Below are 14,611 nucleotides of genomic sequence, written 5' to 3' on the forward strand. Positions count from 1 at the left end.
GCCAAACCCCGAACTCGTCCTCCCCAAGAAACTCCATCCACTGATGCCAGTGCAAACTCTCGTCAAACTTCCGATACACAACCCGCACGTCCCGTCCCATCCCCAAAACCTACCGCGCCACGGTGTCCTCCCGCCGTTACACAAATTGCACGTTCCTGCAGTTTCGTAGACGCGCCACGACTTCCCAGGTCAAGATGGTTAGCTGCTCAAACCGCCCTGGGGGACCACCACATGAGACACGCCCGCCTGCTGTCACGCCTGCCCTTCGCACTGGCCGCCGCATTCGCCGTACTGGTCTCCGGACTGCCAGGGGCAGCCGCGGCCGACCCGCCGGTCCCGCTGACGCCTCCCACCGTGACCGCCACTTACAAGGGCGAGGTCATCCAGAACTGCTGGGACCAGCAGAGCTGCCCGAAGACTGTCGTTCTCGGGGAGGCCGCGACCTTCACGTTCGCGCCGACCTCGGCCGATGTGACGAAGTACACCTACCGCTTGCCCGGCGGGAATCCGGTGACGGTCGAGGGGGCCAGTGTCACGGTGGACATCGAGCCGCTCCAGCAGGGCAGGACCAACCTCCAAGTCTCGAGCATCAACTCGATCGGGCAGCCCAGCAACCCGACGTACTTCATGTTCAACGTTGCCGCACCGCCCGGCCCGGTCGGCTCGTGGAACTTCGACGAAGGCAGCGGTACGACGGCGGCCGACGGTCCCGGCCTCACCCATCCGCTCGCCCTCTCCGGCGCCGCGTTCGAGGCCAGCGGCCGTATCAACGGCGCACTGGCCCTCGACGGCGTCGACGACTACGCATCCGCGACCGAAGCCGTCGTCGACACCTCGAAGAGCTTCTCGATCTCGACCTGGGCTCGGCCCGCGAATCCGTCCAAGCTCGGCGTCATTGCGTCCGTCAACGGTGCCAACTCCAGTGCGGCCGGTCTCGGCTACGACCCTGCTGCCAAGCGGTGGGTCTTCGCACGTTCCTCCGCCGACGTCCGGAACCCGACGATCTATCGAGCGGTATCGAAAGATGCCCCGGTCAACGAATCCTGGTCACAACTCATCGCCACGTACGACGCGACGTCGGGAACCCTCAAGCTCTACGTCAATGGGCGTCTGCAGCAGGAGACGGTATCGCCGCCCGCCAACGCCTGGAAGGCCTCCGGCACGCTCTCGGTCGGCCGTGGTCTTCTCGGCGGCATCACCGGCGGTCACTTCAGGGGCTCGCTCGACCACCTCCAGATCTGGCAACGCGTCCTCCGCCCGGAGGAACTCGTGGCCCTGCAGACACCGCGACCGGACGATGCGGTGGCGACCGCCGTCGCCGCGCACTGGCCACTCGACAACGCAACGCGCGGCACCGACCGGATCTGGCGCTCACCGGACAGCATTCGCGATGCCGACCTCAGCGTGTCCGGGTTCCCCGGCACCGACCAGTCCAAGGCATTCGTCGACGACCCGGAACACGGCAAGGTCCTCGAACTGACCGGCGCCACCCGCGAATCCGTCAGCCTCGGTCGCCCGGTCGTCGACGCCAGCGCCAGCTTCGCCGTCGCCGTCTGGGTGAAGATCGCCGACCCCTCCAAGCCGGCAACGATCATTCGTCAAGGCACTGGCACCAGCGACACCTGGCGGCTTTCCTACGAGCCGGGCGACGAATACTCCACCACCTGGAACTTCACCCGCACCAACGTCGACGGCACCGAAACAACAGCCTCCGGCAGCGCCGACCGGGAGAGCGTCGATCCAGGCCAGTGGCACCTCCTGGTCGGCGAATACCGAGCCCAGGACACAGGCGTCGTCGGCGCGCCGTCGGGCTCCATTTACCTGAGCATCGACCACCACACCAAGGCCGTCGCCGACTTCACCGCTCCCCGCCGCGACGGCAGCACCACCCTAGGCAAGCCCGGCACGACCGGAGCCCCCTTCGCAGGCCGCCTTGACGACGTCCGCATCTACGTAGGCGACCTGTCTCCAACCAGCCTCTGCGCCGACTACCCAGACCCCCGGAGCTGCGCCAACTGACACGAACTGTATGGGTCGCTTGTATGGGTTGTCGCTGGTGGCGACCGACCGGTTGCACCAGAGTGGTCATTCTCGGGATTTATGAACAAACAGTGGGGTGGGGACCGTGAGGCGGGGATCTCGTGCTGCTCAGGCGCGCCATGGGCGCGGCCGGACCACAGCAGTCGTACTAACAGCGTTGGCGGTCATGGCCGCAGGACTGCACGCCCTACCGGCTGCAGCTGCCCCACCCCCAACCGTCCCAAAGGTCGGGCGCGATGGCACTGAAGCCGGCAAGTTCGCCGCCGCCAGTGGTTCACCGGTTGAGATTGCCAACCTCACGACGGAGACCTCACAGACGTTCGCCAACGCGGACGGAACGCTGACCAGTGAGGTGTCGAACGATCCGGTCCGAGTGAAGCAGAACGGCATCTGGCGCGCGGCCGACGCCACGCTGGAGTTCCGCTCTGACGGCTCGGTCGCCCCGAAGGCTGCGGTCTCACAGATCGGCCTTTCCGGTGGTGGTACAGGTCCGATCGGCAAGATCGGGGTGAAGGCCGGCACCTGGACCCTGAAATCCCCTTGGCCTCTTCCACGTCCAACACTCGTTGGCTCGACTGCGACGTACGCCGAAGTCACGCAGGGCGTCGACCTCGTTGTCGACACCACCGTCGAAGGATTCAGCTACAACCTCGTGGTCAAGACCCGCGAAGCCGCGTCGAATCCAGCGCTGAAGGCGATTCACTTTCCGGTTGCGACCGAAGGCCTCTCGCTACGCACCAATCGTGGTGCCGGGCCGGCCTATGTTGATGCCGACGGCAAGCTCGCCCTCACCGCCGGAGACGCGATCATGTGGGATGCAGCGAAGTCGAGCCCGCAAGGAAAGCAGGCTGCGGCGCCTCGCAGTTCGGCCGCTCTCGTTGAAGATGGCCCCGCAGGCGCGCACTCCGCCGAGATGGAGCTTCGAGGCGACGCCAACGGCCTCACAATGATCCCCGACGCTGGCCTGCTCACCGCTCCCACGACGGTGTATCCGGTCGTGCTGGACCCCCCGACGACCACCGTCGACCGCAACGCGTGGGCGGCGGCGTGGCAGCTCTATCCCACGACTTCGTTCTTCAAGACCACCCACAGCCTCGGGGTCGGCTACGAGGACTACGAGCAGCACAAGATCGTTCGCTCCTTCTTCCAGTTCGATACCCGGGGATTCCGTGGCAAGAAGATCATTTCGGCCACGTTGCAGAACTATGAGACGCATTCGGCGAGCTGTGCGGAGCGCTCTGTGAGCGTGACCCGCACAACCACGATCACGGACAGGACAACCTGGAACAACCAGCCCGGCGTACAGCTTGCTGTCACCAGCAGGCCGTTCGCACATGGCTATAACTCAACCTGCCCCGACGCGTACGTCGAGTTCCCGGTGACGCCGTCGATGGTCGACACCGCCGCAAAGGGCTATGCAAGTTCGACCTTCCGACTCGCTGCTACCAATGAAACGGACGGCAGCGCCTGGAAGCAGTTCAGCTCGCACGGCAAGCTCCGTGTCACCTATGCGACTCCGCCCGACGTTCCTCGCCAGCTCGGTCTGACTGATCCGGCTGTCGGCTGCGATAGCCAGAGTTCTCCGGCCAGCGTGGGGTCGATCAACCTGCAGTTCGCCGTTGAACCGATCCTGCAGGGGCGCGTCAACGAGCAGAATGCGCAGCTCAAGTCTGACCTCTGGATCTACAGCAGTACCGGAAATGTGCACAAGCACGAGCTGCGCGGTCCGGACAGCCCTGGAACCGTTCACAAGTTCTCGTTCCCGAACACGAACCACACCCACTTCCTGGACGGTGCGACTTATCACTACCGGGCGCGATCGGTGTACGTCCTCGGGGACGGATCGGAGCTCTACTCCGGCTACACCGGCTGGTGCTATTTCAGGGTGGATCGATCGGGACCGCCGGCCCCGATCGTGACCGCGAAGTACGGGACCACCGATATCCCGAACTGCACCGAGTCAGCAGGGTGTGAGCGGATCGCGCCGTACAACGCTCCCATTAGCTTCACGGTGAAGGGTGCGGTGGCCGATGTCGTGCGCCATGACTACTGGTGGGAAGGCCAGGTCGGCCGGGGTTCCATCACCGCCCATACCGGGACCAAGGCGCTGATACCGCCGCGTGAGGGGCTCAACAAACTGACCGTGCAGAGCTTCGATCCGGCCGGGCACGCCAGCAGGGACGTGACGGTGTACAAACTAGCCGTCAAGGATGCTCCTTTGATCGGGGACTGGTCCTTCGATGACGGTAGCGGGACAACTGCGGTTGATGTGGCGACACCCGCGCATCCGCTCACCGTTTACGGCGGCGGCGCCTTCGATGACGCGGGCAGGGATGGAAAGTCCATCCGTCTGGACGGAGTCGACGACTACGCGGAGACTCCGACGACGGTCGTCGACACCTCGAAGAGTTTCACAGTTTCGGCCTGGGCTCGACTGTGGACTAGCTCCGACTCCACAGTCATCAGTGCCGCGGGGAACGTTGCGAGCGCCTTCGACTTGTCTTACTCGGCGTCAGCGAAGCGCTGGGTGTTCCAACGCTCGACCACGGACGCAATGTCGCCCGTGACGGTTAAGACGACATCGAACGAGGAAGCGGTGCTTGGTGCCTGGACGCATCTGACCGCTGTCTACGACAGCGCGGACGGGAAACTGCAGCTCTATGTGAACGGCCGGCTGCAAACCCAAGGCAGCGCGGCGTTCTCCGCCGACAAGGCGTGGAAAGCGTCAGGCCCACTCAGCATCGGCCGAGGTCAGTTCAACGACGTCTACAAGAACTGGTTTTCGGGCTCACTAGATCGCGTTCAGATCTGGCAAATCGCCATGAATCCCCAGAAGGCGATGGCTCTGACCGATGTCCGCACGAACACCGACAAGGCGATCGTTAGCCAGGCGGCTCGATGGCAGCTGGATAAGGCGGTCAAAGGCGCCGATCAGAAATGGCGGACTGAGGAGGCGGTCTACGGCGCCAACATGGAGATGTCCGGCTTCGGCGTGGATGGCGATCCGACGACGGCGTTCGTCGAGGACGACGAGCGCGGCAGAGTGCTGCAATTCACCGGATCAGTCGCGGAAGCTCTGTCACTTCCACGCCCGGTCGTGGACTCCGGGACCACGTTCTCGGTTGCCGTCTGGGTCAAACTCACCGATCCGACCAAAGCGTCGGTGATCGTCCGTCAGGCAGGCACGGACCGTGACGCTTGGCGTCTCGAGTGGAGACCAAGTGGCGATGGCTACGGTGGTGACTGGGTCTTTGCCCGTGGCACGGGAACTGACCAAGTCATATTCCGACAGGAGAACGACGCTGTCACCTCGGACTGGAACCTCATTGTCGCGACCTATGACGCCAATGTGGGCGGTCCGACCAATCAGGATCCGTTGGGCAAGCTCAGACTGAGTGTCAACACGGGGCTGCAAACCGACTCCATCAAGCCGTACACCTCGGCGTCGCCCGACCGGTTCGGCAGCACAGCCGTCGGCAAGGGACGCGCAGTCAATACCGAGTTGGCCGGCCTGGTTTCCGATCTTCGTTTGTATGCCGGACCGCTCGTCGACAGCGCGATCTGTGCAGAGTTCCCCGCCCTCGGCAGCCCCGACTGCCCGCCCGCAGGCTGACAGGAGATCGATATGCCGAAACGACGCAATGGGCTAGTTGCGATTGCAGTTGCCACCGTGCTTCTGGCTGCCGGCTTGGCTGGTCAGGACGCCGGCGCCGAAGCCAATGCAGTGACGTCCAAGTTGCCGCCAACTCCTCCTCGAGTCGATGCCAAGGTCGAGCAGATGGATACGACGGAGGCCAAGCAGTCCGAGGCGGAGCGAGCCGAGGCCGAGCGCCCGGCACCTGCTCCGGCGCCGCCGGTCTGGCCGGAACCGAATGAGGAGACCGTCCAGCTGGCGGGCGCTGGAAAGGCGGCCACGGCGCTCACCAAGTCTGCGATCCGCTTGGCGACGACTGCCGGGCGCGCGAAGTCACCGCTGGCAGCAGCCAGCGCGGCCCGGGTTCGAGTGCTGGATCGTTCAAAGGCCGATGCGGCCGATGTTTCGGGCTTCTTACTGACCGTCGCTCGAGCGGATGGAGCCGTGGGCGAGTCACCGGCCCAACTCACTGTCGATTACTCAAGCTTTGCTGAGGCCTTCGGTGGTGGCTGGGCTTCTCGCCTCGAGTTGATCGCCCTGCCCGCCTGTGCATTGACGACTCCGGACAAGCCGGGCTGTCTGGCGTCCACGCCGGTCGGCTCGGTCAACAATCAGCAAACGAAGATTCTCTCGGCTCCTGTCTCACTCGCTGGCGAGGAGCGGGTGATGGCAGTTACCGCGGCGCCTGCATCGGGCAACGGTGACTATGGTGCGACATCGTTGGGTCCGGCCTCCACTTGGTCGGCGGGGCGCAACAGCGGTGACTTCACCTGGAACTACCCGCTCCGTGTTCCACCGGCGCCGGCGGGCCCAGCACCCAGCCTTTCGATCGACTACTCAGCTCAGTCTGTCGACGGCACGACGGCTGCCACCAACAGCCAGCCGTCGTGGATCGGTGAAGGCTTCAGCCTCAGTGAGTCCTACATCGAGCGCAAGTACATGACTTGCGACGACGACGGTCAGACCGGCAAGAACGATCTTTGCTGGAAGTACGACAACGCAACCCTGATGCTCAACGGACAGGGCAGCGAGCTGGTCAAGGACACCAGCGGTTGGCGACTGAAAAACGACGACGGCTCGAAGGTTGAACGGAAGGTGACATCGACCGGCACGGACGGCGACGAGAAGGAGCAGTGGCTGGTCACCACACTCGACGGCACGAAATACCACTTCGGCGTCGAGCACGTCCTCGCCGGCGCCAACGATCCCGGCACGAACTCTGTCTGGACCGTGCCGGTCGCTGGGAACAACAGCGGAGAGCCCTGCCACAAGGCGACGTTCGCTGCATCATTCTGTGACAACCAGGAATGGCGCTGGAACCTGGACTACGTTGAGGATCCGCGTGGCAACGCGATGTCGCTCTGGTACGACAAGGAAACCAACTACTACGCCAAGAACGGCGAGACAGCAGCGACGAAGACCAAGAGCTACACCCGTGGTGGCTACCCGACGAAGATCCTCTACGGTCAGCGCGCAGACGCGATGACAGCCTCAGCTCCGCTGCAGGTGCAGTTCGTCACGCAGGAGCGTTGCACCGCGAACTGCTCGACGCTGGACAGCACGACCAAGGGGAACTGGCCCGACGTACCGTTCGACCAGATCTGCGCCGCCGGAGCTACCTGCACCAAGACCGGTCCCTCGTTCTTCTCGCGCCGTCGGCTGGAGCAGATCACCACCCAGGTGCGGAAGGGAAACGCCTACCAGAACGTCGACCACTGGCAATTGGGACACAGCTTCCCAAACCCCGGCGACGACATGTCGGGGAAAGCGCTGTGGCTGACCTCGATCACTCATTCGGGCGTCGCACCTGGATCGTCCACAGCCACCCCGCTGAAGGTGAGCTTCGGTGGCTTCACGCTGCCCAACCGAGTCGACTCGGACAAGGACGGCATCTCACCCTTGCGCAAGTATCGGGTCGACAAGGTCTGGACGGAGACCGGAGCCAAGGTCACGGTGAACTACGCCGAGCCTGAATGCGCAGGCGAATGGCCCGGCAAGCCTGCCAAGCTGCCGACCTCGCCGGCAAGCAACGTAATGCGGTGTTATCCCGTGCACTGGCAGCCTCCTCAGTCGGAACCCCGTGATGACTGGTTCCACCGCCATGTCGTCACTCAGGTTCGTGTCAACGATGTGACTGGTGGAGCGGACGCCGTGGTAACGAACTACTCCTACGGCGGCGGTGGCGCTTGGCACTATCAGGAGAATGCGCTGATTCTGAAGAAGGAGCGCAACTGGTCGGAGTGGCGAGGCTTCCGCACCGTAACCACCAGCGCAGGTGATCCGCTGGCCAGCGGATCGAGGTCGCGCACAGTCACGTCGTATTTCCGAGGCATGAATGGTGACCGAGCAAGCGTGAGCGGTGGGACGAAGTCTGTCTCGATCCCGGACACGAAATCTGGATCACGAGTCGACGCTCCCGCTCTAGCAGGGCTCGTCCGCGAAGCGATCACCTTTGCTGACAGTGGCAGCAACACCGAGGTCGTCGGTTCGCTGACCGACTACTGGGTGCACGAAACCGCGGCCCAGACCATCGACGCCGAGGCCGGTCTTGTCCGCCGGGCAAACCTGGTCAAGCCGTCGACGGTCACAGCACGGACCGTGCGAGGTGGCGACCGTCCTGACCTGATGCACACAGCAACGACGACGTATGACCCGGACACAGGTCTTGCAGTCACGGCGGAGGACCAGGGAGACCCGGGGAAGTCGAACCAGACCTGCACGGTCACGTCTTATGCCAAGAGTGCAACGATGCGCAGCTATGTGTCTCGTGTCGTCGCGTCGAAGGGCCAGTGCGACGAGGATTCTGACAACCCTCCGGAGAATCGGCTGATCGCCGATCAGCGGAACCTCTACGACAAGCAGAGTTTCGGGGTAGCTCCGACAGAGGGCAACTTGACGTCATCTGAGCGAGTTGGCAGCTACTTGGCGACAGGATCACCTAGTTATCAGACGATTTCGACGACTGCCTACGACAAGCTCGGCAGGCCGACCGAATCCACTGATGCCTTGAAGCGCAAGTCGACCACCGAGTACTTCCCGGCAGATGCAGGCGCCCTGGAACGGACAATCTCGACGTCGCCCCCGGTTGCTCCGGGAAACCCGAACAGTGCGGTCCTCAAGACAGAGTCAACTTACCGCCCGGAGTGGGGGACCAAGTCTCAAACCGTGGATCCCAACGGCAAAGTCACGGACGTGGACTACGACTCGCTCGGCCGATTGACAGCGGTGTGGCTGCCGAACCAGTCGAAGGCGGACAAGAAGCTTCCCAATATGCGGTACACGTATGCGATTTCGCCATCGGTGCCGTCCTACGTTCGTACCGACGACCTGAACGTCAACGCGGACGGGTACTTGTCCGGTTTTGCGATCTACGATTCGCTGCTGCGCAGCCGGCAGACGCAAGCCGTAGCCCCGAACGGCGGTCGACTGATCAGTGAAACGAAGTACAACACTCGCGGATTGCCAGTCGTTCAGAATAGTGACCTGTGGAACTCCTCGGCGCCGTCGGGCACCTTGGCCGCAGTCCTCGACACTGCGGTTCCCAGTCAGAGAATCCTCACCTATGACGGTGTCGGTCGCCAGACGGTGGCGACCTTCGCGACGTCGGCGCAACCGCGGTGGTCCACGCGGACCGTCTACGACGGCGATACGATCATCAGTTTGCCGCCGAACGGTGCTCCTGCAACCGCAGAGATCAAGGATGCTCGTGGTCGGGTGATCGAGCGGCGTGAGTACGACGGACCGACCGTCACGACTGGCTTCATTCCGAGCAAGTACACCTACGACGCCCGCGGCCAGCTGGCGCAGATGACGACGGCTGGATCGACGTGGTCGTTCGGCTACGACCTGCTGGGACGCAAGACGAGTTCGACGGATCCTGATTCCGGCAAGACGTCGTACGAGTACGACGCGGCCGACCGTTTGGTGGCGGTGACCGGCGCCAACCAGAAGAAGCTGATCACTACCTACGACAACCTCAACCGCAAGACCACGGTTCATGAAGGATCCAAGACGGACACGGGTCTCAGGCTGAGCTGGGACTACGACCCAGCCGGCAATCTCGGTCAGATCTACCAGAGCAACCGGTACCCGACTGGCAAAGCGGGCGCTGTCTACAGGTCCCGGGTCACCAAGCGCAATGTGCTGTACAAGCCGGAAGAGACCTTCCTGATCATCCCCGACTCCGAAGGACCGGAGTTGGCGGCGAGCTATCGAACGACTACGGCCTACGCGCCCGATGCCGAGTCGGTCGCGTGGACCCAAATCCCCGGCGGCGGCTCGCTCGGATCAGAAGTACTCAACTTCACCTACAACAACCTCGGGCAGCCGACATCGATGAAGAGCGGCGATGCCGTCTACGTGAATGGGGTCAGCTACACGGCGGTCGGTGACCCCGAGCGGTATGACCTTGGTGGTCAGCAGAACATGCCCATCTCGAACAGCTTCGAGGTAGGGACCCGCCGCCTCCTGAACAGCTCGTCCGGCGTTGACAAATTCGCCGCGAACCACATCTATTCCTACGATCCGGCCGGCAATCTGTTGAAGGACGACAACAAGGTCGGCGGCGACTCCCAGTGCTACAAGTACGACGGGCACGCCCGCTTGACCGAGGCATGGTCGCCAAGCAACACCGACTGCGCTGCAGCGCCCTCTGTCGCAGGTCTCGGCGGACCCGCGCCGTACTGGCAGTCCTGGGCCTTTACAGCCAGCGGCTTGCGGCAGACGCAAACCGAGCACAGCTCGACCGGGGACACCAAGGAAACCTACGCCTACGACACGGTGCAGCCGCACACGCTGAAGTCCGTCACTACCACCGGTGCGAGTCCGAAACCCACCGCGACGTACGACTACGACGTAGCAGGTAACACCACCACGCGCCCTGATCCGTCGAGCGGCGTCCAGGCCTTGACATGGAATGCCGAAAACAAACTGGAGAAGCTCGAGAACGTCGCGGGCGACACTGCATATGTCTACGACGCCGACGGCACCCTCATCCTGCGCAAGAGCCCCGATGAGACCATCCTGTACGTCGGATCGCTCGAGATCACTTTCGACAAGAAGAACAAGGCACTTAGTTCCAAGCGCGAGTACGCGATCAACAGCCAGACAGTCGCGGTGAGATCGAGCACCACAGACCTCGACTGGCTGATCCCCGACCACCACGGCACATCCAGCGTCGCGGTCGACTCCCAAACCTTGGTCGCTACGAGGCGCTACACCACACCCTTCGGCGAACCCCGAGGCACCGAGCCCTTCAACTGGCCCGACAACCACGGCTTCCTCGGCAAACCCGAAGACAAGACCACTGGCCTGACCCATATCGGTGCTCGCGAATACGACCCAGGCATCGGCAGTTTCATCAGCGTCGACCCCATCATGGATCCATCCGACCCACACCAGATGCTCGGCTACACCTATGGGTCCAACAACCCTGCGACGGTCTCAGATCCCACGGGTCTCCAGGAACGCCTAGAACCAGGCGGCGGCACCTGCAATGGCCCATGTCCCACGCCCGGGGGTTCCACGACAGGAGGTTCCACGACAGGAGGGAGCACCGGTGGCACGAACCAGGGCGGAGGCGGCGATGAGGGCGGTGGCGGACACGACAACAACAACACCGGCCGCACAGGGCCCATGGACCGTGTCCTGGAGTATGTCAACGACAAGTTCGAGGGCAAGGGGAGTGTCAACGAAGAATTCGGCGAAGGCTTCATCGTCGCTGCACTGGAGTCAGCCAAAGGCACTTGGGACCTAGCAGTGCAGACCCGGGCCTGCCTTGGCTTCGACCGCGCGTCGTGCGGTATCTCCCGCCAAGACACCGGCGTCATGGCCAGGGATCCCCAAGCAGCGATCAGCAAGGGTGTGAAGGCTGCCGCGCTTGGGTTCTACGAACCGGTGAAGGACGACGTTGTTGCGGGCAATCCCGGGCGAGCATTCGGCCGGATCGCCGCGTTCGCCGCAGAAATGTTCCTCGGCAGCAAGGGCGCCACGAAGCTGCTGAAGATAGGAAAGATGTGTAGCTTCGCGGGAGCGACCGCAGTCCTGATGGCGGACGGCACCCACAAGCCGATCCGGGAAATTAGACCCGGCGACAAGGTCATCGCCACCGATCCAGAGACCGGCAGACGTGCCGCGAGGGTCGTCCTACAGACCTGGGTCCACGACGACACCTTGATGGATCTTTCCATCGACGATGGAAAGATCACGACCACCGAGGACCATCCCTTCTGGTCGGTCACCGATGGCCGCTTCGAGCGTGCCGACGAACTCGCTCCAGGCGAGAGGGTCCTCAGTACTGACCGGCGCTCGGTGCGAGTCTCGGGCCTCGCGCCGCAAACCAGTCGAGGGGCGCGGGCCTTCAACCTGACAGTCGCAGACATCCACACGTACTATGTGCTTGCTGGGAATACGCCCGTACTTGTGCACAACGCTGGGCCCGGGTGCGGCACCTACCCCAATAAAATGCGGGGCACACTTGAGCAGGAACTCGCCTTGGCGGACAAATTGGGGGTTACTCCTGCTGGTCCGGGGTCTGCGGGGTTTGATTCTGCGATCAATTCTGGGACGGTTAAGTGGGCGGTTCGGAAGGATGGGAACCTTGTGGTTATTCCGAAATTCGTCGACGGGAAAGAGATCTCGCACGCTGCACTGACGCGAGGGGATGCCGTTCGTGCGGCAGGTGAAGCAGATATCGCTGGATCAAATGGTGGCTATTTTGGTCTGGAGATCAACAATCACAGTGGGCATTTTGAACCACCGAGTGAGAGTCTTCAAGTCGGCAGGGATGCGTTTGCCTCGGCGGGAGTCGATTTCGGATGAACCAGTTCGATGATTTGGTTGCGCTGGACCCGGTCTCGCTCTCCGAGACCTTGGTGTCGCAACGGCCGACTGTCGCTGAGTTGAGTAAGGGTGAATGGCTCGGCGTGGTGGAGCTGCTGACGGCGCGCCTGGCTAACGAGGTCCTGCCTGTGTCGACTGACCGCTGGCTCACTTACTTGGGGGCCTTGGCTTACGCGCTCGACTCCGCCGTGGCCTCCGGTGCCATCGATCAACGCGAGTGTCTAATACGTCGACTAAACCTCGCCGTTGCCCTTCGCGAGCAGGCTCCGCCGAGTACCGGGGATGCGACCTTGGATCCGTCGGTATTGATCGATCTGCTATTCGAGGAACTTCCAATATCGGCCGAACAGGCCCGCGATATGTCGACGAACTGGCGTGCTCTCGACGTCGCGCAGATCCGTACCCTGCGATCCGTCAAGAACCTCATGTCGCCTGCCCTCGCTCTGGCGACAGCGCTGCCGGCAGCAGAAGTCGACCCAAGGTTCAAAGTGTGGAGAGAAGTATTTCCGTCGCTTCCATAAGTTGGCAGACTGCCCGGATGCGGCCGGCATCAGCGTCCCGCTGGCCAGGATTGGTGGCTGGGCCGCGCGTCGTGGCGTGGCTTCTGGGCCAACCCGGGGAGTATGACGTCCGTGCCGGCGTGAGATTGGATGAGGTTGCAGCCGCGGCGCATTCGGCAAGCACCGACTGGACGGCAAGCTCGATGGCGGAGCGATCACGACGACTGAGGGCAATTTCGGTGAATATGGCGCCTGAAATGCACCTTCTCATCAAGGCCCTGGAGAAGATCGAGTGAGCATCGTTAGTTTTCTTGCAGATGCGGCGGTGACGGGAAAGGTTGCGGATCTGGGTCTTGGAAGCAGGCCTGAGAAGGTTCGTGGCGTGCTCGGACCGGAGGGCTGTGCGGATCGTAAGAAGAAATCGCTTCGCCTTGACTACGGTCTTGTGGAATTTGCGTTCTATGACGGATTGTGTGAGGGGATATTCATCCAGGTCCATCGCTTGTTGAACGGCCCGGACGAAGTTGTTCCCGATGCTTTTCGACTCTCATTTCCTGGAATCTCTCGCACGGTTTCCTTCGACGCTGTCCGTAGCGATATCGAAGGACGCGGAGGGTACTATTTGGAGGGGCTTCGAGCGCAGACCGGATACCGTCACTATCGCATCGCGGGCTCTGCGGTAGTTCTCATCGTCAATGATGAACCTGCGCGAGATGCGGAGCAGTTAGCTGCTGGTGATCTTTGGTCGATTCAGATTTCGGCGGCCGGTTGAGCTCGAGTGCGACGGTTCGGGTTCGAGGGCCGAGCCGGTCCGAACTGTCGGGTTGCTTCCGAGTCTGGGCGTGTCTCTAAAGTGTCAACACCTCATGCACATGCCCTAGGTGCGGCCGGAGATAGGCAAGCAGGACCGGAGACCTGTGGGTTGAGGTCTCCAGCGACCATTGCCTGTCTCCGGCCGCCTCTCCCGCCTCTTCAACCACGGCATCTCCCAGCCCACCGTGCACGTTCCTGGCCGAGTCGACGGCCGGGGGTTTGAACAGGAACTGGTGGGGGTGGACAGGTCATAACTTGTTCAAGCCCGCGTTGGGGTGTCCACGCCCCCGACGGCTGGCGTCCGGGGACAGGTTTTCGGGGCTCTAGGCCAGTGGCGCGGGGTCCCGGGTCACTGTTCCCGGCGACCGGTTCCTGTCCCGGCGGCTAGTTGACCGCAGTACGCCAGCCCGGCCTCATACCGACTGTTTGGAGACGCGCCCTAGTGTCTCGTCGAGGCGCATCTGACGATCGGCGGGACCGTGCTGCACCTTGGAGTGATGGATTGAGGGTGAGCCCGACCGGTCGGTGTGGATCGGGGAACGCCCGCTGCAGGCATTCAGGCGATGGGGAGGGCATACGCCTACTCCGCGGCCGGGAGTTCATGGAGGTCCAGCGGACGCGACGCACCCTTTGCCGGAAGGTGCAATCTTGCTGTTAGGGGTGGATTGAGTACGGGGAGTGGTTGAGGATGGGTGGGTCGCGTTCCGAGAGGGCGCGGGTTGATCGGCCCTTGTCGGCTCAGGGGGGCTCCTAGCCGGCGGGGGCCGGTTGCTGTCCAGGGGTG

The 14,611-nt window shown here is 63.0% G+C and carries 5 protein-coding genes; all 5 read left to right on the plus strand.

Features of this window, described 5'->3' with window-relative positions; translation table 11 throughout:
• The first annotated feature begins 231 nt into the window (after positions 1 to 231).
• The 5 genes from E1261_RS35315 (at position 232) to E1261_RS35335 (ending at position 13,786) form a co-directional block, all read left to right on the plus strand.
• Positions 232 to 2,019 carry a LamG domain-containing protein gene (locus E1261_RS35315; protein ID WP_132414077.1) on the plus strand — a complete coding sequence of 596 codons (1,788 nt, stop codon included), beginning with the start codon at positions 232 to 234 and terminating at the stop codon, positions 2,017 to 2,019.
• 187 nt (positions 2,020 to 2,206) lie between these two features.
• Positions 2,207 to 5,653: a LamG-like jellyroll fold domain-containing protein gene (locus tag E1261_RS35320; protein WP_132414078.1), complete on the plus strand. Its 3,447-nt coding sequence runs from the start codon at positions 2,207 to 2,209 to the stop codon at positions 5,651 to 5,653.
• Between the two features lie 12 nt (positions 5,654 to 5,665).
• Entirely contained in the window at positions 5,666 to 12,493 is a 6,828-nt protein-coding gene (locus E1261_RS35325) for a polymorphic toxin-type HINT domain-containing protein (RefSeq protein WP_132414079.1), read from the plus strand.
• Complete coding sequence (locus tag E1261_RS35330; protein ID WP_132414080.1) at positions 12,490 to 13,035, plus strand: hypothetical protein; 546 nt, start codon at positions 12,490 to 12,492, stop codon at positions 13,033 to 13,035. The genes E1261_RS35325 and E1261_RS35330 overlap by 4 nt, the downstream gene beginning before the upstream one ends.
• 271 nt (positions 13,036 to 13,306) lie before the next feature.
• Positions 13,307 to 13,786, plus strand: coding sequence for a hypothetical protein (locus tag E1261_RS35335; protein WP_132414081.1), 480 nt, complete (start codon positions 13,307 to 13,309; stop codon positions 13,784 to 13,786).
• The last annotated feature ends 825 nt before the right edge of the window (positions 13,787 to 14,611 follow it).

Origin of the sequence: Kribbella albertanoniae, assembly GCF_004348455.1 — a bacterium.
GTDB classification, from domain to species: Bacteria; Actinomycetota; Actinomycetes; order Propionibacteriales; family Kribbellaceae; genus Kribbella; species Kribbella albertanoniae.